The sequence below is a fragment of the Sinorhizobium saheli genome (assembly GCF_001651875.1).
Classification (GTDB): Bacteria; Pseudomonadota; Alphaproteobacteria; order Rhizobiales; family Rhizobiaceae; genus Sinorhizobium; species Sinorhizobium saheli.
Genome location: NZ_LNQB01000083.1, coordinates 404,326 through 428,851, shown reverse-complemented (window position 1 = coordinate 428,851; position 24,526 = coordinate 404,326). Strand labels below are relative to the sequence as shown.

The 24,526-nt window shown below is 64.6% G+C and carries 21 protein-coding genes; 9 read left to right on the top strand and 12 right to left on the bottom strand.

The window, feature by feature from the left end:
• Positions 1-1,434, top strand: a complete 1,434-nt coding sequence (locus ATB98_RS21690) for a M81 family metallopeptidase (protein WP_066877286.1) — start codon at positions 1-3, stop codon at positions 1,432-1,434.
• Between the two features lie 12 nt (positions 1,435-1,446).
• Here the strand turns inward: ATB98_RS21690 and ATB98_RS29120 are convergent, their stop codons facing one another.
• From ATB98_RS29120 to ATB98_RS21655, 8 genes are all read right to left on the bottom strand, one after another.
• Positions 1,447-1,608: a Thivi_2564 family membrane protein gene (locus ATB98_RS29120; protein WP_153435826.1), complete on the bottom strand. Its 162-nt coding sequence runs from the start codon at positions 1,606-1,608 to the stop codon at positions 1,447-1,449.
• Between the two features lie 185 nt (positions 1,609-1,793).
• Positions 1,794-3,467, bottom strand: a complete 1,674-nt coding sequence (gene hutU / locus ATB98_RS21685) for a urocanate hydratase (RefSeq protein ID WP_066877458.1) — start codon at positions 3,465-3,467, stop codon at positions 1,794-1,796.
• A 2-nt stretch (positions 3,468-3,469) separates the two neighbouring features.
• Positions 3,470-4,285, bottom strand: coding sequence for an N-formylglutamate deformylase (hutG, locus tag ATB98_RS21680; RefSeq protein WP_066877284.1), 816 nt, complete (start codon positions 4,283-4,285; stop codon positions 3,470-3,472).
• Position 4,286: 1 nt separating this feature from the next.
• The gene (hutH, locus tag ATB98_RS21675) at positions 4,287-5,822 is read right to left on the bottom strand and encodes a histidine ammonia-lyase (protein ID WP_066877282.1); all 1,536 of its coding nucleotides are present in this window, start codon (positions 5,820-5,822) and stop codon (positions 4,287-4,289) included.
• On the bottom strand, positions 5,819-7,063 hold the full coding sequence (hutI, locus tag ATB98_RS21670) for an imidazolonepropionase (protein ID WP_066877280.1): 1,245 nt from the start codon (positions 7,061-7,063) through the stop codon (positions 5,819-5,821). Before hutI ends, hutH begins: the two co-directional genes overlap by 4 nt.
• A gap of 166 nt (positions 7,064-7,229) precedes the next feature.
• The gene (gene phnN, locus ATB98_RS21665; protein WP_066877278.1) at positions 7,230-7,817 is read right to left on the bottom strand and encodes a phosphonate metabolism protein/1,5-bisphosphokinase (PRPP-forming) PhnN; all 588 of its coding nucleotides are present in this window, start codon (positions 7,815-7,817) and stop codon (positions 7,230-7,232) included.
• Positions 7,814-8,953 (bottom strand): alpha-D-ribose 1-methylphosphonate 5-triphosphate diphosphatase, encoded by a 1,140-nt coding sequence (locus ATB98_RS21660; protein ID WP_066877276.1) that lies wholly within the window; start codon positions 8,951-8,953, stop codon positions 7,814-7,816. The genes phnN and ATB98_RS21660 overlap by 4 nt, the downstream gene beginning before the upstream one ends.
• Position 8,954: 1 nt before the next feature.
• Positions 8,955-9,662: a DUF1045 domain-containing protein gene (locus tag ATB98_RS21655; RefSeq protein WP_066877456.1), complete on the bottom strand. Its 708-nt coding sequence runs from the start codon at positions 9,660-9,662 to the stop codon at positions 8,955-8,957.
• Between the two features lie 335 nt (positions 9,663-9,997).
• On the opposite strand from ATB98_RS21655, the gene ATB98_RS21650 reads away from it, so the two are divergent.
• The 7 genes from ATB98_RS21650 to ATB98_RS21620 all read left to right on the top strand — a co-directional run bounded on the left by ATB98_RS21650 (position 9,998) and on the right by ATB98_RS21620 (position 17,398).
• Positions 9,998-11,185, top strand: coding sequence for an acyl-CoA dehydrogenase (locus ATB98_RS21650; RefSeq protein ID WP_066877274.1), 1,188 nt, complete (start codon positions 9,998-10,000; stop codon positions 11,183-11,185).
• Between the two features lie 11 nt (positions 11,186-11,196).
• Positions 11,197-12,387: a CaiB/BaiF CoA transferase family protein gene (locus tag ATB98_RS21645; protein WP_066877272.1), complete on the top strand. Its 1,191-nt coding sequence runs from the start codon at positions 11,197-11,199 to the stop codon at positions 12,385-12,387.
• Positions 12,388-12,473: 86 nt separating this feature from the next.
• Positions 12,474-13,244, top strand: coding sequence for a Stf0 family sulfotransferase (locus tag ATB98_RS21640; protein WP_066877270.1), 771 nt, complete (start codon positions 12,474-12,476; stop codon positions 13,242-13,244).
• 178 nt (positions 13,245-13,422) lie between these two features.
• Positions 13,423-14,409, top strand: a complete 987-nt coding sequence (locus ATB98_RS21635) for a glycosyltransferase family 2 protein (RefSeq protein ID WP_066877454.1) — start codon at positions 13,423-13,425, stop codon at positions 14,407-14,409.
• A 51-nt stretch (positions 14,410-14,460) separates the two neighbouring features.
• A complete protein-coding gene (locus ATB98_RS21630) occupies positions 14,461-15,306 on the top strand; it encodes a glycosyltransferase family 2 protein (RefSeq protein WP_066877267.1) in 846 nt (281 codons plus the stop codon).
• A 125-nt stretch (positions 15,307-15,431) separates the two neighbouring features.
• The gene (locus ATB98_RS21625; RefSeq protein ID WP_066877265.1) at positions 15,432-16,430 is read left to right on the top strand and encodes a Tim44 domain-containing protein; all 999 of its coding nucleotides are present in this window, start codon (positions 15,432-15,434) and stop codon (positions 16,428-16,430) included.
• A gap of 221 nt (positions 16,431-16,651) precedes the next feature.
• On the top strand, positions 16,652-17,398 hold the full coding sequence (locus ATB98_RS21620; protein ID WP_066877264.1) for a pentapeptide repeat-containing protein: 747 nt from the start codon (positions 16,652-16,654) through the stop codon (positions 17,396-17,398).
• Positions 17,399-17,542: 144 nt separating this feature from the next.
• Here ATB98_RS21620 and ATB98_RS21615 read toward each other — a convergent pair whose 3' ends face one another.
• From ATB98_RS21615 to ATB98_RS21600, 4 genes are all read right to left on the bottom strand, one after another.
• The gene (locus ATB98_RS21615; RefSeq protein WP_153435824.1) at positions 17,543-18,052 is read right to left on the bottom strand and encodes a hypothetical protein; all 510 of its coding nucleotides are present in this window, start codon (positions 18,050-18,052) and stop codon (positions 17,543-17,545) included.
• Positions 18,053-18,179: 127 nt separating this feature from the next.
• Positions 18,180-20,069 carry a molecular chaperone HtpG gene (htpG, locus tag ATB98_RS21610; RefSeq protein ID WP_066877260.1) on the bottom strand — a complete coding sequence of 630 codons (1,890 nt, stop codon included), beginning with the start codon at positions 20,067-20,069 and terminating at the stop codon, positions 18,180-18,182.
• 146 nt (positions 20,070-20,215) lie between these two features.
• Entirely contained in the window at positions 20,216-21,691 is a 1,476-nt protein-coding gene (locus ATB98_RS21605; RefSeq protein WP_066877257.1) for an NAD-dependent succinate-semialdehyde dehydrogenase, read from the bottom strand.
• 127 nt (positions 21,692-21,818) lie between these two features.
• Complete coding sequence (locus tag ATB98_RS21600) at positions 21,819-23,087, bottom strand: 4-aminobutyrate--2-oxoglutarate transaminase (protein ID WP_153435828.1); 1,269 nt, start codon at positions 23,085-23,087, stop codon at positions 21,819-21,821.
• Between the two features lie 259 nt (positions 23,088-23,346).
• Between ATB98_RS21600 and ATB98_RS21595 the strand changes: the two genes are divergently transcribed.
• Positions 23,347-24,171, top strand: coding sequence for a MerR family transcriptional regulator (locus tag ATB98_RS21595; protein WP_066877253.1), 825 nt, complete (start codon positions 23,347-23,349; stop codon positions 24,169-24,171).
• Positions 24,172-24,526 lie beyond the last annotated feature (355 nt).

Genomic DNA, 24,526 nt, shown 5'->3' with positions numbered 1-24,526 from the left:
ATGCGGATCGCCGTCGGCGGAATCCATACGGAATGCAGCACCTATTCGCCCGTCCTGATGACGGTCGACGATTTCCGGGTTCTTGAAGGGAGCGACCTCCTGAGGTCGGACTACTTCAGCTTTCTGTCGGCGGAGGCGATCGAGCCTGTTCCGCTCCTTCATGCGCGCGCCGTTCCGGGCGGGCCGGTCTCGCGCGCCGCCTACGACGCCTTCAAGGCGGAGTTCCTTGCCTTGCTGGAGGCAGCCCTGCCGCTCGACGGGCTCTATCTCGCCATGCACGGAGCGGTGAAGGTCGATGGCATGGACGACGCCGAGGGCGACTGGATCTCGGCCGCGCGCGCCGTCGTCGGGCCGGATTGTCCATTGGCGGTCAGCTACGATCTCCATGGCAATGTCAGTCAGCGGATCATCGACCAGATCGACATCTTCACCGCCTACCGCACTGCGCCGCATATCGATACGCACGAAACCATGGTTCGGGCATGGTCGATGGTCGTCGAGGCGCTGCGCACCGGCACGCGGCCCGGTATCGCCTGGGTGCCCGTGCCGCTGCTTCTGCCGGGCGAGCGCACCTCGACCGAGGACGAGCCGGCGAAGAGCCTTTACCTCGCCCTGCCGGAATTCGACCGCCGCCCCGGCATTCTCGATGCAAGCCTGATGGTGGGCTATGTTTGGGCGGACGAGCCGCGGGCGACGGCCGCTGCTGTCGTGACCGGAACGGACATGGCGGCAGCCTCGAAAGCGGCGGAGGAAATTGCCGCAGCCTATTGGAATGCACGGGAAAAATTCCGTTTCGGGCCGGTGGCCGGATCGCTCGACGCCATGCTCGATGTCGCCGAACGGGCGACGACCAAGCCCGTCATCCTCGCCGATTCCGGCGACAACCCGACGGGTGGCGGCGTCGGCGACCGCGCCGATGTGCTGAAGGCGCTCATCAGTCGCGGCTGGAGGGATGCGCTGATCGCCGGCATTACCGACCGGCCGGCGGTCGAGGCATGCTTCGCGAGTGGCGCGGGGGGATCGCTGACGTTGAGAATTGGCGGCAGTCTCGACCCGTCGAGCCCGGCCGTGGACGTCACGGCAAAGGTCATCCGCCTCGACGATCCGGGACCAGCGGCCGAACGCCAGGCCGTGGTTGAAGTCGGCGGCATCGTCGCCGTGCTGGCGGCGCGGCGGCGCCCCTATCACGCTATCGACGACTTCCGCCGCCTCGGTCTCGACCCGGAGAGTGTGCGCCTGCTCGTCGTCAAGTCCGGTTATCTTTCGCCGGAACTCGCGCCGATCGCCAACCCCAACCTGATGGCGCTGACCGAAGGTGTCGTCAATCAGGACATCGAGCACCTGCCGAGCGAGCGCCGGCGGCGACCGGTCTTTCCCTTCGATCGGGATTTCGATTTTCAGCCGCGCGCACGGCTTTCGGCGCGCTGGACCTGAATGTTCTCCTGATCAGAATACGGCGAGATATCTCAGCAGCGAGAGGATGCCGATGATGATGACGATGACCTGGACGATCTGCTTGGTGCGGCCGTCCATCGGCAGGCGGTTGACGAGGTAAAGCACCAGAACGACGACCAGAAACGTAATCAGTATGCTGATCAATACGGACATTTATCCCCACTCCCATGAATGCCTTGCGGCCACAAGGCTTTAACTATGGAGGGAATGTCCAAAGGAAAGACTCTCCCGCACTAATTGCATTTGAACAAGTGCGGGAGGTCGCTGCAGCACTTTGGGATTGCTGCATGTCTTGCCCCTGAACCAGGGTCGATTTGAGGTGACATGCAGCGCTCTTGTCAGTTTCCGAGAATGCCGGGCAGCCGCAATCCCTTGTCCCTGGCGCAGCCGAGCGCAATGTCGTAGCCCGCATCCGCGTGGCGCATGACGCCGGTTGCCGGATCGTTCCAGAGCACGCGTTCGATACGCCGGGCCGCATCGTCGGTGCCGTCGCAGCAGATCACCATGCCGGAATGCTGCGAGAAGCCCATGCCGACGCCGCCGCCGTGGTGGAGCGACACCCAGGTAGCGCCCGAGGCGGTGTTGAGGAGAGCGTTGAGGAGCGGCCAGTCGGAAACCGCATCCGAGCCGTCCTGCATCGCTTCGGTCTCGCGGTTCGGCGAGGCCACCGAGCCCGAGTCGAGATGATCGCGGCCGATGACGATCGGCGCCTTCAATTCGCCGGTGCGCACCATCTCGTTGAAGGCGAGGCCGAGGCGGTGGCGGTCGCCGAGACCGACCCAGCAGATGCGCGCCGGCAGGCCCTGGAAGGCGATGCGCTCGCGCGCCATGTCGAGCCAGTTGTGCAGGTGCTCGTTGTCGGGCAGCAGTTCCTTCACCTTGCGGTCGGTCTTGTAGATATCCTCCGGATCGCCGGAGAGCGCCGCCCAGCGGAACGGGCCGATCCCCTTGCAGAAGAGCGGGCGGATATAGGCCGGGACGAAGCCCGGGAAGTCGAAGGCGCGGGCCAGGCCCTCGTCCTTCGCCACCTGGCGGATGTTGTTGCCGTAGTCGAGCGTCGGGATGCCGGCATCCCAGAAGGCGAGCATCGCTTCGACGTGGTCGCGCATCGAGGCGCGTGCCGCCTTTTCGACCGCCTTCGGATCGCTCTCGCGCCTCGCCTTCCATTCGGCGATCGTCCAGCCCTTCGGAAGGTAGCCGTTGATCGGATCGTGCGCGGAGGTCTGGTCGGTGACGATATCCGGGCGGATGCCGCGACGAACCATTTCCGGCAGGATCTCCGCGGCATTGCCGAGGAGACCGACGGACTTCGCCTCGCCGGCCTTGGTCCAGCGGTCGATCATGGCGAGGGCCTCGTCGAGCGTTTCCGCCTTTTCGTCGAGATAGCGGGTGCGCAGGCGGAAGTCGATCGAGTCGGGATTGCACTCGACCGCCAGGCAGCAGGCGCCGGCCATGACGGCCGCGAGCGGCTGCGCGCCGCCCATGCCGCCGAGACCGCCGGTCAGGATCCACTTGCCCTTGAGGTTGCCGCCATAATGCCGGCGGCCGGCCTCGGCGAAGGTCTCGTAGGTGCCCTGGACGATGCCCTGCGTGCCGATATAGATCCAGGAGCCGGCGGTCATCTGGCCGTACATGGCAAGACCTTTCCTATCCAGCTCGTTGAAGTGGTCCCAGGTCGCCCAGTGCGGCACCAGGTTGGAATTGGCGATGAGGACGCGCGGCGCATCCTTGTGGGTGCGGAAGACGCCGACCGGCTTGCCGGACTGGACGAGAAGCGTTTCGTCCTCGTTGAGGTCCCTCAGCGTCGCGACGATCCGGTCGAAATCCGCCCAGGTGCGGGCGGCCCGGCCGATGCCGCCATAGACGACGAGCTCGTGCGGATTCTCGGCGACGTCCGGGTCGAGATTGTTCATCAGCATCCTGAGCGGCGCTTCGGTCAGCCAGCTCTTGGCGCTGAGCTCGGTTCCGCGCGGGCTGCGCACTTCGCGGATATTGTGGCGCGGGTTGTCCATGTTCATGCCTCGCTTCCTGTCCGTTTTAGGTCGAATGCCTGTGTTTCGATGGCTTTGAGAATGCCTCTGAGATGACGGCGCAGCCGTTCGGCCTTGACCGCATCGAGCGCGAAGGGTGGCGCTTCGCTTGCGAGATGGGTCGATTGCGCCAGTTCCATCTGGATCGCGTGCATGCCTTCCTGCGGCCGGCCATAGTGGCGCGTCGTCCAGCCACCCTTGAAGCGACCGTTGAGGATGTGGCTGTAACCATCTGCATTTGCCGCGATTTCGACGGCTGCCTTTTCGATCGCCGGTGCGCAGGTCCTGCCCATATCAGTGCCGATATTGAAGTCCGGCAGCCTGCCCTCGAAGAGGAAGGGAATGCGCGAGCGGATCGAGTGGCAATCATAGAGCACGGCCACGCCATGGATCGCCTTGACGCGGGCGATCTCGGCGGCAAGCGCCGCGTGATAGGGGGCGTGGAAGTCCCTGAGCCTTGCGGCGATGTCGGCCGCCATCGGGCCTTCGCCCTCCTTCCAGATCGACACGCCGTCGAAGTCCGTCTCCGGCACGAGACCGGTCGTGTTCTGGCCGGGGTAGAGGCTGATGCCTGCCGGGTCGCGGTTGGCGTCGATGACGTAGCGGTGGAAGGTCGCGCGGACGGTGGTCGCCTCCGGCAACAGGCCTTCATAGAGCTCGTGAATTTGCCAATCGGTATCGGCAAGCAAGCGGCCGTTATCGTTCAGCCGCTCCCATATCGTCGCGGGCACGTCGGTGCCCGTGTGCGGAAAGCCGAGAATGACGGGCGAGGTGCCTTGCCGGACTTCGACGACAGCCATCTCAGCGCTCCAGGCCCGGGAGGATTCCGCTCGAGACGGCGGCAGCGAGACGGCCGGAGGCGACGAGCGCGCCCGCCGCCTTGAGATCGTCGGCCATATACCGGTCTTCCTCGAGTGCCGGGACGACCGCCCGCACCGCGGCCGCAGCTTTCTGGAGCTCCGGACTGGTCGCAAGCGGTGCGCGGAATTCGATGCCCTGCACGGCGGCGAGCGCCTCGATGCCGACGATCGAGAACAGGTTGTCGGTCATCTGCAGGAGGCGGCGGGCGCCATGGCAGGCCATCGACACGTGGTCTTCCTGGTTTGCCGAGGTCGGCGTCGAGTCGACGGAAGCGGGATGCGAGAGCTGCTTGTTCTCCGACATCAGCGCGGCCGAGGTGACCTCGGCGATCATCAGTCCCGAATTGAGGCCGGGCTTCCTTGCAAGGAAGGCCGGCAGGCCGTAGCTCAGAGCCGGGTCGACGAGCAGCGCGATGCGACGCTGCGCGATGGCCCCGATTTCGCAAATCGCAAGCGCGATCTGGTCGGCTGCGAAGGCGACCGGCTCGGCGTGGAAATTGCCGCCGGAGACGACGGCGTCGTCAGAGAGCACCAGCGGATTGTCGGTCACGGCGTTGGCTTCGACCGTCAGCGTCGCGGCGACGGACCGCAGCAGGTCGAGGCAGGCGCCATCGACCTGCGGCTGGCAACGGATGCAATAGGGGTCCTGCACCCGCTCGTCGCCTTCGATGTGGCTGGCGCGGATCGCCGAGTGTTCAAGCAGCCGGCGCAGGGCGGCGGCCGTGTCGATCTGCCCGCGATGGCCGCGCAGCGTATGGATATCGGGATGGAACGGGGCGGATGAGCCCATGGCCGCATCGGTCGAGAGCGCGCCGGTGATGAGCGCCGCCTGCGCCGCACGATGCGCGCGGAAGAGGCCGGCGAGCGCCAGCGCCGTCGAAACCTGGGTGCCGTTGATCAGTGCCAGGCCTTCCTTGGCGGCGAGCGTGACCGGGGACAGTCGGGCGGCGTCCAGGGCGGCCTCGCCCTTCATGCGCTCGCCGGCGACGAAGGCTTCGCCGTGCCCCATCATCACGGCGGCCATATGGGCAAGCGGCGCGAGGTCGCCGGAAGCCCCGACGGAGCCCTTTTCCGGGATCAGCGGGACGACGCCTTTTTCCAGCATCGCCTCGATCAGGCGCACGAGTTCGAGGCGCACGCCGGAGGCGCCGCGCCCGAGCGAGATCAGCTTTAGCGCCAGGATGAGGCGCACGACGTTCTCCGGCAGAGGCTGTCCGACGCCGCAGCAATGGGAGAGGATGAGGTTGCGCTGGAGGGTCGCCACATCGGCGCTGTCGATCTTGATCGAGGCGAGCTTACCGAAGCCGGTGTTGACGCCGTAGACGGGCGCATCGCCCGCGACGATCTCGGCGATGCGCCCCGCGGCCCTTTCGATGCCGGCGTCGAAGGCGGGGTCGAGCCGCGCCGGCTCTCCCGTCCAGTAGATCGTTTCCAGATCCTTGAGCGGAACGGAACCGGGTTTGAGAACAATGGTCATCGGGGAATCCTTTTGCCCTTGAAAATCCGCTCGGAGAGTGGGTTGAAGCCGATGCGGTAGATCAGTTCCGCCGGCGTCTCGATGTCCCAGATCGCCAGATCCGCCGACTTGCCCGGTTCGATCGTGCCGGTTTGGTCGAGTATGCCGAGCGCGCGGGCGGCCTCACGGGTGACGCCGGCGAGGCATTCCTCCAGCGTCAGCCGGAAGAGCGTCGCCGCCATGTTCATGGTCATGAGCAGAGAGGTCAGCGGCGAGGTGCCCGGATTGCAGTCCGTGGCGACGGCGATCCGCGTTCCGGCCGTCCGCAGCGCCTCGACCGGCGGCAATTGCTTTTCCCGGAGCGTGTAGAAGGCGCCGGGCAGGAGCACGGCGACCGTCCCGGCCTTTGCCATCGCCGCTGCGCCCTCGGCGTCGAGATATTCGAGATGATCGGCCGAAAGCGCACCGTAGGAGGCGGCAAGCCTGGCACCGCCGAGGTTGGAAAGCTGTTCGGCATGGAGCTTCACCGGCAAGCCGAGCGACCTGGCCCTGTCGAAGACAGTGGCGATCTCGGCCGGCGAGAAGGCAATGCCTTCGCAAAAACCGTCGACGGCGTCGACGAGGCCTTCGGCATGCGCCCGGGCGAGGCCCGGCAGAACGACGTCAGCGATGTAATCGCCGTGACGGCCCTTATATTCCGGCGGCGTCGCGTGGGCGGCGAGATAGCTCGTGACGACGCGGACGGGGCGGACGTGTCCCAAGACGCGTGCGGCGCGCAGCATCTTCAACTCGGCCTCGATGTTGAGGCCATAGCCCGATTTGATCTCGACCGTCGAGACGCCCTCGGCAAGCAGCGCATCGAGCCGCGGAAGCGCGGCTTGCACCAGTTCGTCTACGGAGAGCGCGTTGGTCGCCTTTACCGTCGATACGATGCCGCCACCGGCGCGGGCGATGTCCTCATAGGTCGCCCCTTCGAGCCTCAGCTCGAATTCACGGGCTCGGTTGCCGCCGTGAACGAGATGAGTGTGGCAGTCGATCAGCGCCGGCGTGATCCAGCGGCCGTCGCAGTCGATCACCTGGTCGGCCTTGGCGAGGTCGGCGGGCAGCTCGCTCTCAGCGCCCGCGAAGACGATCCGTTCCCCACGGATTGCGACCGCAGCTTTCTCGACAATCCCGAGCGACCCCAGATCCTCGAGCGTTGCAAGCCGCGCATTGCGCCAGAGGCTGGTCCGTTCGCCGTTGAAGGTGTCGTTTCCGTTCATCCGCTCCGCCTTTCATTGAAGATAATGTATATACATAATATTCGGGGTGACAAGCAAAAAATCGCGGCACCGGTGAGGTAACGCGCTTGCAACCGCCAGCAAGCGGAACGAAAAAACCCCGGACCGCCGGTCCGGGGCTCACATGAATAATGCGAAAGACATGCACTCAGGCGGAGTGATGGGTCTTCGCGCGATGGCGTTCGACGAGTGCGATGAAGTCGCGCCCGGCGATGTCCAGTCGGCCGCTATTGTCGATCAGGGTCACGTCGGGGCCGGCGAGGATATCGGGCGTCTGCCGTGTGAGCCGGCGCAGCACCTCCTCCTCGCTCTCCCGCCCGCGCTGGGCAAGGCGCCTCGCCAAGACCAGCGTGTCAGCGGTGATCACTGCGACAGCGATGTCGCCAAACGCCGCGCGAATGGCGGGCAGCGCGGCGCGGCTGCCGTTCACGATCGCCGTCATGCCGCTCGCGACCTTGCCGGCAATCTCGACCGGAATGCCGTAGCTCAAGCCATGTGCCTGCCAGGAAATGGCAAAGGCTCCGGCGCGGCGCATGTCCTCGAACTCGGCAGCGGACACGCTTTCGTGCACCTCGCTGCCGGCGTCCGAGGGGCGCGTGATTACCCGTCGGACGAAGAGGATGTCCGGCTGTTCAACGAAATGACGGGCGGCAAAGCCCATGACGCTGTCCTTGCCGGCCCCGCTCGGCCCGACGACGACGATGAGCGTGCCCGGCGTCTCATCGCGCGCCGTCATGCGACACGCCGCCCTTCGCGCCACACGGAGCGGACGACCGGAATGCCTTCGGGCCGATGGACGCGCGCGATATCGGCGCGCAGGCCGACGGCGATCCGGCCGCGGTCGTCGAGCCCGACGGTGCGCGCCGGCGTCGCGGTGACCATGGCGATCGCCGCGGGAAGATCGATCGCCTCGACCTCGTCCGCCAGAATGAAGGGCGCATGAATCAGGCTGAAGGGAACATAATCGGAGGAAAGGACGTCGAGGACGCCGCGACTGGCGAGGTCGCGCGCGGCGATATTGCCGGAATGCGACTTGCCGCGCACGACATTCGGCGCTCCCATGAGAACGCTCAAGCCGGCGCGGTGCGACGCCTCGGCGGCCTCGAAACTCGTCGGAAACTCCGCCAGCCGGATACCGTAGCCGATCGACTCCTCGACATGCGCGAGCGTGGCGTCGTCGTGGCTGGCGATGGTGATGCCGCGTTCGGCGCAGGCCTCGGCGAGCGCCCGGCGGTGCGGCGTGGCGTAGCGAGCGGAAAGCGCCTGCTGACGCTCGATGAAGGCAGCGAAGGCTTCGTCCGAGAGACCGCGCTTGATTTTGTAGTAGAGCGTGTACTGATCCATCGTCTGGAACTGGCGCTGCCCGGGCGCGTGGTCCATCAGCGAGACGAGACGCACCTGCGGATCGTCACGAAAGTCCTCATAATGCTCCAGAACGTCGGCAGTGGAAACCTCGCAGCGCAGGTGGATCAAGTGGTCGGCCCGTAGGCGGCCTTCGTCCTTGGCCTGGGCCAGCGCGTCGGCCATGCTGCGCATCTCGCCCTTCGGGAAGCCGCTGTCCGCGTCCGAGCCCAGACGCAGGCAGTCGAACACGGTGGTGATGCCGGAGGTGACGACCTGGGCGTCATGGGCCTGGATGGCCGCGATCTTCAGCCAGCGGACGCCGGGGCGCGGAGAGTAGTGGGCCTCCAGATGGTCGGTGTGGAGTTCGACCAGCCCGGGCAAGAGATAGTCGCCCTCGAAGTCCTCGCCGGCGCGGCTTGTCCCTTCCGAGATGTCGGCAATCCTGCCGTCGCGGATTTGCACCGAGCCGTCGACGATACGGTCTTCGAGAACGATGCGGGCGTTGGTCAGAACCTGTTCGCTGCTCATGTCACGCTATCTTTCGTGTGGACGCGCTGCCAAGCGGCAGCAGGGAACGGACGGTGAAGGGGGCGCCGCGATGCGGCTCGACGAAAAGCGCAACCGTGGAAACGGCAAGCGGCTTGCCGATGAAATCATCGAAGGCGGCTTCGAGCGTCCTTCGCATGATGCTGCGCATATCGTCCGGCACCGGGCCGGTCAGCGTCAGGTGAAACTGAAATTCCTCGAAGACATAAGGGTAGCCCCATGCCGTAAGGTACTCGCGCTGACGCAGCGTCAGCCTTTCGGGATTGCGGCGGGCGATGTCGGTCTCCGCGAGTTGCGCGCGAAATGGTTCGAAACGGCGAACCGCCTGCTCCGCCAGCTCCTGCAGCGGCGCAGAATACCGGGTCGGCACGAGCGCGAAGAAGGGCCCAATCTCACTGAGCGTGATCTCCGGCACTTCGAAAGGCTCGATCTCCGCCGCGAATTCGTCGAAGGCTGCGATCAAATCGCCTTCGCTTCGCCCGGCCGCCAACTCGAACGGCGCCTTCAACGTTCCGTGAAAGCCGTAGCGGCGAGGCTCGGCCGTAAGCGCCATCTGCCGTTCACGCTCGAGCGCGGGGCTTTCCGGCCATGCGAGCGCGCCGTTATTGAAGGCGTCCCGACCGAGCCAACGCGCCGCGGTCTGCGACAGCCGATCATCCGCCGGCGGCGCGAAGTAGATTGCGTAGCGCACGGGTCTCACTTTCTTTCCAGCCAGGCCGCCGATGCGGCTGCTCGGCCAATCGAGGGGCAAGATGCGCGAGCTATCCGATTCGCGTGACAACATCATGATCGGCCGCGCAAAATGCCGCCACCCCGCAAGGGCGATCGGCACGCGTTCGAGATGCTGTCGAAAATGAAGACAACCATCAAGATCAAAAGCAAAAGTCGGGCGACATTTTCGCGGGGCGCGGGCGAGCGGGCCGCAAGGTCCATTCCCCCCACGCATGAGGCAGTGTCTCAATTTCGTTTGAAAGCCTGGAGTCGGCTTGCGATAACAAGGGTGCGAAATTCCGACGGGAGAGAGACATGGGCGGCAAGAGCCAATTCCAGTGGGACGATCCGTTCCTCATAGAGGATCAACTGACCGAGGACGAGCGGATGATCCGCGACACGGCGCGCGCCTATGCCCGGGAAAAGCTGCAGCCGCGGGTGATCGAAGCGTATCGCGAGGAGAAGACCGATCCGGCGATTTTCCGCGAGATGGGCGATCTCGGCCTGCTCGGCGTCACCGTGCCCGAAACCTATGGCGGCGTCGGCGCCTCCTACGTCGCCTATGGGCTCATTGCCCGCGAGGTCGAGCGCGTCGATTCCGGCTATCGCTCGATGATGAGCGTGCAATCCTCGCTCGTGATCCACCCGATCTTCGCCTATGGCTCGGAGGAGCAGAAGCGGAAATACCTGCCGAAGCTCATCAGCGGCGAATGGATCGGCTGCTTCGGGCTTACCGAGCCCGATGCCGGCTCCGATCCGGCGGGCATGAAGACGCGGGCGGTGAAGATCGAGGGCGGCTATCGCCTGATCGGCTCGAAGATGTGGATCTCGAACGCGCCGCTCGCCGATGTCTTCGTCGTCTGGGCGAAGTCGGAGGCGCACGGCAACGCCATTCGCGGCTTCGTGCTCGAGAAGGGGCTCGCGGGGCTTTCGGCACCGAAGATCGTCGGCAAGCTTTCGCTGCGCGCCTCGATCACCGGCGAGATCGTGCTCGACAATGTCGAGGTGGGAGAGGAGGCGCTGCTGCCGAATGTCGAAGGCCTGAAAGGTCCCTTCGGCTGCCTCAACCGCGCCCGTTACGGCATCTCCTGGGGTGCGCTTGGCGCTGCCGAATTCTGCTGGCATGCCGCGCGTCAATACGGCCTCGATCGCAAGCAGTTCAACCGGCCACTTGCCCAGACCCAGCTCTTCCAGAAGAAGCTCGCCGATATGCAGACCGAGATCGCGCTCGGGCTGCAGGGCTCGCTGCGTGTCGGCCGGCTCATGGACGAGGGACGGATGGCGCCGGAAATGATCTCGATCGTCAAGCGCAACAATTGCGGCAAGGCGCTCGACATCGCGAGGCAGGCCCGCGACATGCACGGCGGCAATGGCATTTCGGAGGAGTACCAGGTCATGCGCCACATGCTGAATCTGGAGACGGTCAATACCTACGAAGGCACGCATGACGTCCATGCGCTGATCCTCGGCCGCGCCCAGACCGGGCTGCAGGCCTTCTTCTGAGCGGCACGACGATGGAAGCGCCGCTCAAGGGTATCCGCGTCCTCGAACTCGCCCGCATTCTCGCCGGGCCCTGGATCGGCCAGACGCTCGCCGACCTCGGCGCCGACGTTGTCAAGGTCGAGAGCCCGGCCGGCGACGACACGAGGAGCTGGGGGCCGCCCTTCGTGGAAGGGGAAGGCGGCAAGAAGCTCGATGCCGCCTATTTCCACGCCTGCAACCGCGGCAAGCGCTCGGTCGTCCTCGATTTCACCACGGAGGAGGGGCAGGAGGCCGTGCGCCGGCTGGCGGCGCAATCCGATGTGCTGCTCGAAAACTTCAAAGTCGGCGGCCTCGCCAAATACGGGCTCGACTACGAGAGCCTGAGAAAGATCAATCCGCGGCTGATCTATTGCTCCGTCACCGGCTTCGGCCAGGACGGACCCTATGCGAGCCGGGCAGGCTACGACTACATCATCCAGGGCATGAGCGGCATCATGGACCTGACCGGCGAGCCGGACCGAGAGCCGCAGAAGATCGGCGTTGCCTTCGCCGATATTTTCACCGGTCTCTACGGCGTGATCGCCGTGCAGGCAGCGCTGGCGCAGCGCGAACGCACCGGCCGCGGGCAGCAGATCGACATGGCACTCCTCGACTGCATGACCGGCGTGCTTGCCAACCAGGCATTGAATTTCCTCGTCTCCGGCAAGGCGCCGCGCCGCCTTGGCAATGCCCATCCGAACATTGCGCCTTACCAGGTTTTCCCGGCTGCCGATGGCCACCTGATCGTCGCAGTCGGCAACGATCGGCAATTCGCGAAGTTCTGCGACGTGCTCGGCCGCGCGGACCTCGCCGCCGACGAGCGCTACCGCACCAATGCCGGGCGCGTGCAGCACCGGGACAGCCTGACGCCGGAACTCGCGGCGGAGACGGCGAAGTTCGAGCGGGATGTGCTGCTTGCGAAGCTCGAGGCGGCCGGCGTGCCGGGCGGTCCGATCAATACGGTAGCCGATGTCTTCGCCGATCCGCAGATCCTGCACCGGCAGATGCGGGTGGATACGCCTCATACCGGCGCGGCAAACGGTACTTCCCCCGGGGTCAGGACTCCCGTCCGCTTCTCCGGAGCTTCCCTGGCGATCGAGCGCGGCGTTCCGCGGCTCGGCGAGCATACCGCCGAGGTGCTGGCGGAGATCGGCATGGCAGGGTCCGCGAGCAGGGAGAAATAGAGGATGCTTATTTAGCGCTAAAAAAGGCCCATATTCCTCTCTAACGAACCGTTCGGCTGGGCAGGGGCAGACCGAGCGGAGAATCTATGCGCGGCTATTTACTTCTGACCGAAGCGAGAAGCGGGTCCAACTGGTTGGGTTCGCTCATCAATCATGCGGGGAACATGGGTCAATCGAGCGAATGGCTGTCGCCGAAGATCCATTGTCTCGATATGAGCGCCCTGTCGTGGGAGGCATTCTTCGCCGAAATCATCAAGAAGAGCTCCACGCCAAATGGCAACTTCGGCTCGAAGATATTTCCGAACCACCTCTTCCTGACGCGCGAAATCTATGGAAAGGACTTTATTCGACATTGCCTTTCCGTCCATGACGTGGCGCTCGTCTTCCTGCGGCGCAGCGACACGCTGAGGCAGGCCATTTCCTATGCGCGCGCGAGGCAAACGCGCAGCTTTGCCGCGCATATCGGGGGCAAGGCTGAGCCGGTATATGATTTCGAACAGATCGCGCGATGCTTCTTCTACATTCGCGACAGCTACGTCTTCTGGCAGAGCTATCTGGAACTGACCGGGCTTCCGTTCGCCCAATTCGTCTACGAGGATCTCGTTGCAGACCCTTCTCCTTTCGTTGGCCACATAGCCGAACATCTGCAGGTAGCGCCTCCGGCGGAATTGCGAACGTCGATGGCGGTGCAGCGCGACGAATTGACCGAGGAATGGATCGCCCGCTTTCGTCAGGATAGCCGATCGGCGGATCTGCTTGGCGCCTACGACCGCCGCGAGCACATACCCGGAAAGATCAAGAACTTCTACAAGCTGGCGACCCGGAGCCTCCAGCCGCGATATCCTTTCGCATTTTGAGATCGCCGCGGCCAAGCGGCGACCGGAACGCCCTTTTGCAGAGTTGAATTCCCGCGTTGGTGCCGATAAACGCGAGCTTCGCGGCGGTCGATTGGAGCGCATTTTGAAAGAGCTACATTACCCTTTTCGCCTTTCGGAAATCGAGAGTGGGTGGGTCCGCAGGGGGGTTCTCGATCGACTGATAACGCGATACGAGACCTACAAGCTGCAGGCACGCGTCCGCAAGCGGAAGCGCGCGATCGAAATGACGTGCCTGACGGAAGGCGGACAGCGGCCGCTCGGCCCGGAAGATATCCCGCTCGTGTTCAATACGCGCAACGACCGGAAGCTCCTGCCGTCGTTTCTGGCGCACTACCGCAGGCTCGGGGTGTCCCGCTTCATCTGCGTCGACGACATTTCATCCGATGGCACGCGCGAATATCTGCTCTCGCAAGCGGACGTCGACGTGTGGAGCTCGCCGCTTCGCTATCGCGATGCCCGGCGCGGGCGGGAATGGCGCGAGGCCCTCTTCGGGCGCTACGGCACCGATCGGTGGTATCTCAACGTCGATTCCGACGAATTCCTGATCTACGAGGATTGTGAGCGTCGGCCGCTCAGGGACCTTCTCCAGGCTCTGGAGAGCCGCGGCGAGAGGCGGCTGGCGGCGCCGATGCTCGACATGTACCCGGTCGGGTCGCTCGGTGCGGCGACGCTCGACGATGACGACCAGCGCATGCCGTGGGAAATTGCCGACCATTTCGACGGTTCCGGATACGAGATAACCTATACGAAGCGGGCAATCAGCATCACGGGCGGCCCGCGCAAGCGCAAGTTCGCGCATGAGCTGGAACTTATCAAATATCCCGTGATCTTCTGGGACAAGGACTGCAGCCTCAGCGTCAGCATCCACCAGCCGCTGCCGTGCGAAAGAAACTTCCTCGCCGTCTCCGGGGTGCTGCTGCACTTCAAGTTCTTCTCCGACTACAAGGAAAAGATCGAGCAGGCGGTGGTCGACGGACAATATTTCGACGGCGCCGCCGCTTATCGCAAGATGCTCGAGGATCTGCAGAAGACCGGTGAATTCGATTTCGCCAACGAGCATTCGCTGCGATTTTCGGGGTCTGAGCAATTGCGCGAATTGGGTTTTATCGCGCCCATTGCCTTCGCCGAGGCGAACAGGCGGTGATATGGAGAAGCAGTTCGGAAACGCGAGATCGCGGCCTTTGGGGTGGACACAATGACGAAATGCAAACTGGTCGTGGCGTTTCCTGTCTATAACGGTGCAAGGACGCTCGAACAGAGCCTGCAATGCATCGCCGATCAGGACTATAGGGACTTTCGCGCCATTATCGTCGAAAACAAGTCGACCGATAACACCCTCGAAGTCGCCCGAGCCTTTTGTGAGAAGGATGACAGGTTCGAGATCATCGAAAACTCCAAACATCTAAACGCGCTCGATAATTTCGCAAATGCGATCACGCTTGCGAGCGAGCGCGGCGAATATTTCTGCCTCAGGGCTTGCGATGACCTGTCGACGCCCGACTACCTGTCGAAGCTTCTTGCTGCCCTCGAGGCGCAGCCTTCGAAAATGCTGGCGGCTGGCGCGACGAAGCGGATCGATGGCGACGATGTCCGGCTCGTAAAGCCGAACGGAAACATCTTCGACTTTGCGCAGAAGGCCGCCTCCGGCCAATTGCCGCGCAACCTGACGTTTCCGGCCGAATGGCTATACGGGCTCTTCCGCTCCAACGGCGCGACGGAAATCCTTATGAGACGATGGCGGGAACTCGGACGCGCGTGGTGCGCGGCCTCCTACACCATTGCCGAATTCGTCATTCGCGACCTCGCCGCCTATGTCGACGGGCCCGCCTACCACTTCTTCGCCGGTTCCGGTTCTGAAAATATTCATGCAGCCAAAACCTTGCGGGACAAGCTGCAGCAGCGCTGGATCTATACCATGGGCTGCTACCGGCTCCGCGACAGGCTGCCGCCGATGTCCTGGTATGGGCGCTCGCGCTTTTGGCTCATGTGCTGGAACGACGCCCGACGCAAGACTGGTTACTACATTCTCGGAAGGCTTTAGCCGGTGGCCGGGTCGCGCTCCGGTACAAGCAATTAATCCCGCCGTGCCCTTAAACTTCCGCGCCGCAAGCTCTATATGCCCCTGGCGGCTGCTTGCGGCCGGGAATGATAGAGGGAATTGATGGAATGCAGCGTTTCGGACGGGTTCTGGCGACAGTGGCGGTAGGTCTCATGGTGATGTTGACGGTGGTCGATGTCGCCGAGGCAAGGCGCGCGGGTGGCGGTTTCGGTTCGCGCGGGAGCCGGACCTTTTCGACGCCGCCGGTGACCCGCACGGCGCCGGCGCCGGCTGCGCCGATCGATCGAACCATGACGCCGCGGCCGAACAGCGGGCAACCGGGAATCACGAATCCGGCAGCGCAGAACCGGCCGACCGGTCCGCGACCGGGCTTCTTCAACGGGTTCGGCGGCTCCATGCTGGGCGGCCTCTTGATGGGCGGGCTCGTCGGCATGCTGCTTGGCCATGGTCTCGGGGGCGGCATCGGCTTCCTCGGCCTGCTGCTGCAGGTCGGGCTTGTCGTCCTGCTGATTTCGTTTGCGATGCGGTTCTTCGGCCGCAGCGGGAGCCCGGCCTATTCGGCGCCGTCGGGATCGCCGCGCTCGTCGGCCGCGACCAGCGGGGCGCCGTCTTTCCGAATCCCGCGCATCGGCGAGGGGATCGGCGGAGCGGCTGCGGCTGCGACGGCGACCTCGGCCGCCGTGGGCGGGGCGGAGGAAATCGGCATCGACCAGCGCGACCTCGACCGTTTCGAGGCGATGTTGAAGGAGGTGCAGGCGGCCTATGGAGCAGAAGACTATGCGGCGCTGCGCCGGCTGACGACGCCTGAGGCCATGTCCTATCTCGCGGAGGAACTAAGCGAGAACGCGACCAGGGGGCTCAAGAACGAAGTGCGCGACGTCCATCTCGTCCAGGGCGACGTGGCCGAGGCCTGGAGGGAGAACGGTGCCGATTACGCGACCGTCGCCATGCGCTACGAAAGCGTCGACGTGATGCGCGAGCGGGCGACCGGGCGCGTCGTCAGCGGCGAGGCGGACAGGCTGACCGAAGCGGTTGAGGTCTGGACTTTCCAGCGCAAGCCCGGTACGGACTGGCAGGTTTCGGCCATCCAGGGCACGGCTGTTTGACCCGACGGGGTGCGGGAGGCGCGTGTCCCTTTCCTGTGAGCGAGGGCCGGCTCGCCCTTGTCCTTGTTCCGACGCCATCTTCAAGGGTGAATCGCACGGGCCGGATCTTGACGGTGCGGGGCTTTGCGGCTCTTTTCAGAGTCGCGTCGGCGACGTAACATATTGAAATCAAGGACGGTTCCTTTAGGGCAGACCGGTGCTGGGAGCCGGGGAGCGATGAGATGAGGAAGCCTGGCAGGGCAGGGCATGGTTCGATCGGCACGACGTCTTTCACGCTCGGCGCCGCGGGCTTCGCGGTGGCAATCGCAGTAACCGCCTTCGCCGGCAGCGCCGCCGATGCCGCGGACTGCAAGAGTTCGTCGCGACCGGAAACCGACTGGCACGATTGCAACAAGAGGCAGCTGATGCTCGGCGGAAGCGATCTGCAGGGGAGCAATCTGGTAAACACGGATTTTACGATGACGGACCTGCGCGGTGCCGATCTCACCTCGGCAGATCTCGAAAAGGCGACGCTGGTGCGCGCTTCGCTCGCCGGCGCCCAGGCCAACAAGGCGAACTTCACCAGGGTCGAGGCCTATCGCGGCAACTTTTCGGCGATTTCGGCCGAAAACGCCTCCTTCGTCAGTGCCGAACTGCAGCGCACGAACTTCACCGGTGCACGGTTGACCGGTGCCGATTTCGAGAAAGCGGAACTCGGCCGCGCCGATTTTACCAGGGCGGTCCTGACCGGCACGCGGTTTTCCATGGCCAATCTCTCGCGCGCCCACCTGAGCGGCGCCGTCTTTGAAGGGCCGATCGGCTTCGACCGGGCTTTCCTTTTCCTGACACGGATCGAGGGCCTCGACCTCTCGGCCGCGACCGGTCTCACGCAAGAACAGGTCGACCTTGCCTGCGGCGATGCGGCGACCAAACTGCCGGCCGGCCTTTCGACGCCGGCCAAATGGCCGTGCCAGCATGAGGATGACTGAAGCGCGTCGCGATTAGAGCATTTTTGCAGTCAGGTGGAACCACCTGACGTCGCAATGCCGCCGAAACAAATAGATAGAGTGATGGCGCGGACGCATGTGAGCGCATCCCGCTCTAACTGAAGCGCGCTTGCGCTTCGGTCACGCTCAAATGATCCGTTCACCGAAGGCGCGGTGGGGGAGAAGGCAGAACATCGGCTTCCTGCGAAGGGCAATGGCCGACTTCGCGCGGGAACCCAGCCAGCGCCGCACGGCATCTTCCGCCGCCTCGCCGCCGATGACGGCGATCGAGCGGCCCATGATGTCCAGGCGACGGCCGGAATAGCCTCTATCGTCCGGGTGTCGGCCGAAACGCGAGGGCCCGAGATCGACGGACCATCGCTTCCGATGCGGGAACGGTTTCGGCGGCCCGCCTTCGAAGAAGGCCCAGACGTCGAAGTCCTTGATCCCGCTCTTGCCGTCGAGATAGTGAAGGGCGCTGCCTTGGGCCAGCGCCAGCAGGACGAGGCGATCGCGATAGAGACCGGCGACCGGCGCACGATCGAAGATGTCGGCGAGCGTGCGCACTGCGACGGCAGCGATCGCTTCGAGATCCGCCGGCGTCAGCGGCTCGTAGGATCGGGCGGCAACGAGCTCCATCCGATATCTATCGCTCATCTGGCACGATGCCGGCGGCGAAGCCGCCGCCCCCGGAACTCCTATAGAGCGGGATACGCTCACATGCATTCGCGCCACCGCTCTATCTGTTTGTCTTTGCCGCGCCGGCTATGGGCGGAGACGTCCCTCAGCCCTTCAAGGCCCGGTCGAAGACACGTGATAGCCGCTCGGCGAATGCACGCGGGTCCTCGGGCTTGTCGCCGTCGAGAACGCGCGCCTGGTCAAGCAGCAGTTTCACCGCGTCCTCGCGGAAGGTCTTGTCCTCCGCCGGGCATGCGGCGAGCGCGGCGATCAGCTGGTGGCCGGGATTGATCTCGAGAACCGGCTTCGCCGCGCTGTCGATGCGCCCGGCGCCCTGCAACATCTTCTGGAGCTGGCGGTCGGGACCGTGTTCCGGCGCGACCAGGCAGACGGCGCTTTCCGTGAGACGATCGGAGGCCCTGACGTCCGACACCGCCTCGCCAAGGGTCGTCCTGGCGAAGCTCACGAATTCGGTCACCGAGGCGGCCGCTTCGGGCTCGGTGGCAGACGCACCATCCTCCTTGGCGATGCCGGCGAGATCGGCTGTCCCTTGTGTGATCGACTTGAACGGCTTGCCTTCGAAATCGGGCGCCGTCGTCACCCAGAAACTGTCGACCGGGTCGGTCAGCAGCAGCACCTCCATGCCACGCGCGCGGAAACCCTCGAGCTGCGGCGAGGCTTGCAACTGCGCGAGGTTGTCGCCCGTCAGATAGTAGATCGCCGTCTGGCCGTCCTTCATCGCCTTGACGTAGTCGTTCAAGGCGCGCGGCTTGTCATCTGCGGCGGTCGTACGGAAGCGCGACAGCGCCAGCAGCTGGTTGCGGCGCTCGAAATCCTCGTAGATGCCCTCCTTGATCACGCTGCCGAAATTGTCCCAGAGCTTGGCAAAGGTGTCCGGGTCGCTTTCCGCAAGCTTCTCGATGCTCGTCAGGACGCGGTTCGTCAGTCCCTTGCGAATGCTGGCGAGGAGCGGGCTTTCCTGGATCATCTCGCGCGAGACGTTGAGCGGCAGATCGGCCGTATCGACGAGGCCGCGCACGAAGCGCAGGTAGCGCGGCAGCAATTCCGCCTCGTCGGTGATGAAGACGCGCTTGACGTAGAGCTTCATCCGCCCCTTGCGGTCGGGGTCGAAAAGGTCGAAGGGCTTGGAGCCGGGCACGAAGGCAAGCGCGGTGTATTCGTGGCGGCCCTCGGCGCGGAAGTGCACCGTCAATGCCGGTTCGTCATATTGCCCGGCAACGCCGCGGTAGAAATCCGCATAGTCCTCCTTGCTGATGTCGCTCTTCTGCTTCGTCCAGAGGGCGGTGCCGTCGGCGACCTGGGCCGGCTCGGCGCCGGGCTTCTCGACGATCGAGATCGGGACGGGCACATGGCCGGACTGATCCTTGACGATGCGCTCGACCGTCCAACGCGACGTGTAGTTCTTGGCGTCGTCCATCAGATGCAGCGTTATGCGGGTGCCGCGTGCCGGCGCATCGGCAAGCTCGACCGCGGAGACGGTGTAGCTGCCCTTGCCGTCCGATGCCCAGTGCCAGGCCTTGTCCGTGCCGGCGCGGCGGGAAACGACGTCGACATTGTCGGCGACCATGAAGGCGGAATAGAAGCCGACGCCGAACTGACCGATGAGCTGCGCGCCGTCCTTGCCCTGCGCCGCCTCGATCCGCTCCATGAAGGCCCGCGTGCCGGAGCGCGCAATCGTCCCGAGCGATTCGACCAGCTCGTCGCGGCTCATGCCGATGCCGTTGTCCTCGACGATGAGGCGGGCGTTTTCTTCATCGAGCGTCAGCGTGATGCGGGGGGCCGGATCGCTGCCGAGCAGCTCGGGTGCGACGATCGCCTCGTAGCGCAGCTTCTCGCAGGCGTCCGCCGCGTTCGAAATCAGTTCGCGGAGAAAGACGTTCTTGTCGGAATAGACCGAGTGCACCATGAGATGGAGCAGCTTCGCCACATCGGCTTCAAAGACATGTTTCTCGACGGACATTTCGACTTCGCTCATCGTGTTGCGGACCTCCTTTGATATTTGCCCCCAGTTGGCAAGCCGCAGCCTGAATTTCAAGGGTCGCGTTGCGGCTTCGATGCGAGGATGCCGGCGTGCCTGGCCTGCGAGATCCGTGGCCGTAAGAGCTGATCGACGTCGGGCGCTCAGATGTTCCCCATGCAGAGATATTTCATCTCGAGATAATCCTCGAGACCGTGGCGCGAGCCCTCGCGGCCGATGCCGGATTGCTTGATGCCGCCGAAGGGGGCGGCCTCGGAGGACATGCGACCGGTGTTGATGCCGACCATGCCGTATTCCAGCGCCTCGGCGACGTGCCAGACCCGCTTCAGGTTCTCGGCGTAGAAATAGGCGGCCAGGCCGTAGATCGTGTCGTTCGCCTCGGCCACCACCTGCTCGGCGCTTTCGAAGCGGATGATCGGGGCGATCGGGCCGAAGGTCTCTTCCTGGGCGACGCGCATGTCATGCGTGATGCCGGTGAGCACGGTCGGTTCGAAAAACGTGCCGTTCGTTCCGATCCGCCTGCCGCCGCAGCGCAGCCTGCCGCCCTTGGCAAGCGCGTCGGCGACATGCGCCTCGATCTTCTCGATCGCATGGCTGTCGATCATCGGGCCGATCGTGATCCCGGGGGAGAAGCCGTCGCCGACGGTGAGTTTGCGCACCTCGGCCACGAACTTCTCGGCGAAAGCATCATGAACCGCCGCCTGCACGTAAATGCGGTTCGCCGAGACGCAGGTCTGGCCGGCGTTGCGGAACTTCGCCTGGATCGCGCCGTCGACGGCCTCGTCGATATCCGCGTCGTCGAAAACGATGAAGGGGGCATTGCCCCCGAGTTCGAGGCTCACCTTTTTGATCTGGTCGGAGCATTGCCGCATCAGCAGCCGGCCGACCTCGGTCGATCCGGTGAAGCTGATCTTGCGCACCTTGGGGTTGCTGCAGAGCTCGCGTCCGATCGGCGCACCTTCCGAGGCGTAGACGAGATTGAGGACGCCCTCCGGGAACCCCGCTTCTTGCGCAAGCACGAACATCGCGCCGGCCACGAGCGGGGTTTGCTCCGCCGGCTTCAGCACGACCGTGCAGCCCGCGGCGAGCGCCGGCGAAATCTTCCGCGCGACCATCGAGGCCGGGAAATTCCACGGCGTGATGGTGCCGACGACGCCGACCGGCTGCTTGATGACGAGCATGCGGCGGTCATTGGCCGGCGCCGGAAAGGTCTCGCCGTAGACGCGCTTGGCCTCTTCCGCATACCACTCGACGTAAGAGGCGGCATGGAGGACCTCGCCCCTGGCCTCGCCGAGCGGCTTTCCCATTTCGGCCGTCAGAATGGCGGCGAGATCGTCGGCGTGCTCGACGATCAGGTCGTGCCAGCGGCGCAGGATGGCACTGCGGTCCTTGGCGGGCTTGCCCGCCCACAGCGGCTGGGCCTTGGCAGCGGCTTCGATCGCACGATGTGCGTCGTTGATCCCCATGTCGGGAAGCGTCGCCAGCAATTCGCCGGTCGACGGATTGAAGACGTCGAAGGTTGCACCGGACCAATCGCCGGCGGGCCGGGTGACACGGTCGAGCGCAGCGAAGCGCTCGGCAGCCCTGAGATGCTTGGTCAGTGCGGGCGTCAAGGCCATCAGCGTCCTCCGGCGACGCCTGCCGCGGCCGCAAGCCTCGCTTCTTTTCTGTTGTGTTGGGAGCGCGCCGCATCGTGGGCGCCCCCTGGGCATCGGACGACCGCGATAGCGGCCGTCCGGCCCGCCGTCAACCGCGGGCTTTAAGGATCGATGCCTCGAGGATGTCGAGCGCCTCGGCGAAGACCCCGTCCTGGATGGTGATCGGCGCCAGGAAGCGGATGACGTTGCCATGGACGCCGCAGGTGAGCAGGATGAGACCCTTGTCGAGGGCGATCAGGCGGACCTTGTTGGCGAATTCGGCGCTCGGCAGGTTCGTCGTCGCGTCGTTGAATTCGACGGCATTCATGAAGCCCGGGCCGCGAATGTCGGCGATCTCCGGCGCCTTTTCGCGAATGGCGGCGAGGCGCTGCTTCAGCCGGTTGCCGAGCTGGTTGGCGCGCTCGCAGAGCTTCTCCTCCTCTATGACGTCAAGCACGGCATGGGCGGCGGCGATGCCGATCGGGTTGCCGCCATAGGTGCCGCCAAGTCCGCCCGGTCCGGGTGCATCCATGATCTCGGCGCGTCCGGTCACGGCGGCAAGCGGGAAACCGCCAGCGAGGCTCTTCGCCATCGTCATCAGGTCCGCCGCGACGTCATGGTGCTCCATGGCGAAGAGCTTGCCGGTGCGGGCAAAGCCGGTCTGCACCTCGTCGGCGATGAGCAGGATGCCATGCTGGTCGCAGATTTCGCGCAGCGCCCTCATGAAGGCGGTCGGCGCCGGATAGAAGCCGCCTTCGCCCTGGACGGGTTCGAGAATGATCGCAGCGACGCGGGCAGGGTCGACGTCGGCGGCAAAGAGCTTCTTCAATGCCGCCAGCGACTGCTCGACGGTGACGCCGTGGAGCTCGATCGGGAAGGGGGCATGGAAGACGTCGCCCGGCATCGCGCCGAACCCGACCTTGTAGGGCACGACCTTGCCGGTCAGCGCCATGCCCATGAAGGTGCGGCCGTGGAAGCCGCCGCCGAAGGCGACGATCGCCTGGCGCCCCGTCGCGGCGCGGGCGATCTTCACCGCGTTTTCCACGGCCTCGGCGCCGGTCGTGACGAAGATCGTCTTTTTCGCGAATTTGCCGGGCGCGAGCGCGTTCAGGCGCTCCGCCAGGTGAACGTAGTTCTCGTAGGGAACGACCTGATGGCAGGTGTGGGTGAAGCGGTCGAGCTGCGCCTTGACGGCGGCGATCACCTTCGGATGGCGGTGGCCGGTGTTGACGACGGCGATGCCGGAGGCGAAATCGATGTAGCGGTTGCCTTCCTTGTCCCAGATCTCGGCGTTTTCGGCGCGCTCGGCGTAAATCTGCGTGGTCATTCCAACGCCGCGGGAGATGGCTGCGTTCTTGCGATCGGGGAGGCTCGTCATCGTCGTCGTCCTGTTTTCGAGAGGAATAGTTTGCATTTTTTCTGCAACTTTTCCTCGGAAGTGGTACATCTTTTGGAATGGAATGCAAATCAAATTTGCTGATCGGGACACAGCCGAGGCTAATGCGAGGCAGAGCTAATGAGAGCCGAAGCCGTCGGGCGCTCCTTGTAAAGCGGCGAGCCGCACGGGTAGATTGCCGGGCAGCGACAGGGGGCTCCGAACCGCGTCGCACCCGAAGCCGGAATGAGGACAGGAAAAAATGAGCGGTGCCGATACCGTACGCTACAAGGTTGCCGAGGCGGCAAGGCTCGCCGGCGTATCGGCCTCGACGCTTCGGCTGTGGGAAGCGCAGGGACTCGTCGTGCCCGAGCGCTCGGCGACCGGCCACCGGCAATATACCGAGGCCGATCTCGCGCGCCTGAAGCGCATCTCCTGGTTCCGTGCCGAACGCGGCCTGAACCCGGCGGCGATACGGCAGGCGCTCGAAGCGGAAAGTGCAGCCGACGAGAACAACGCGGCAGCAGCGCCGGAAAACAGCGCCGACGTGCAGGTCGGGCGGAAGCTGCGCAGCCTCAGGCATGCGGCGGGCAAGACGCTGGAGCAGGTGGCGGGTGACGTCGGAATCGCCGCATCGGTCCTGTCGACGCTAGAGCGGACCTCCCAGGGTGTCTCCGTCGCCGTCTTGCACAACCTCGCGGAATATTTCGGAACGACCGTGTCGAGCCTCTCCGGGGAAGAGCAGCCGCAAGTGCGGGCGCTCGTCCGTGCCGGCGAATGGCACAATTGGCCGCGCACGACGCCCGGCGTCACGGTGCAGCTGCTTGCCGAAGGCAACAACCAGATGGATTGCCATCGCTTCGTGCTGGCACCCGGCGCCTCGAGCGAGGGCGCCTACCGGCACGAGGGCGAGGAATTCGTCTATGTGCTCTCCGGCCATGTGGAGTTCGTGCTCGATGGCGATCAGTTCTACGATCTAAATCCGGGCGACTCTCTCTATTTCGAGAGCCGCCGCCGCCATGCCTGGTCGAACAGGCATGACGGCGAGACGGTCCTGTTGTGGATCAACACGCCGCCGACCTTTTAGCAAGCGATACGGGGCGCTTGCGGCGCGCAATCGAACTGAATTACTTCTCTCCGATTGCAGTCTTTTTGATGTAGTTCCACATTTAATACAACTAATGCGGATGATCGCCGGGCGCGGCGTTCAAGTCGATCGGCATTTGTCATGTCGTATTGCCAAAGAGGCACACATGCATCGCCTTCCGCGCGGGTGGGAAATGCTTGTGATCGGGCGGCCAAAGTTTAGCCCGATTTACCTTTACGACGTTTAAGCGTTCTTTCACCTACCCGGTCCACGGCCTTTTGCCAGAGAGAACCCGGCGAGGCATCGCTGTTTCAGGCGCCGTCGCAGAGGACCCCGCGATGATTGACGGGGAGAG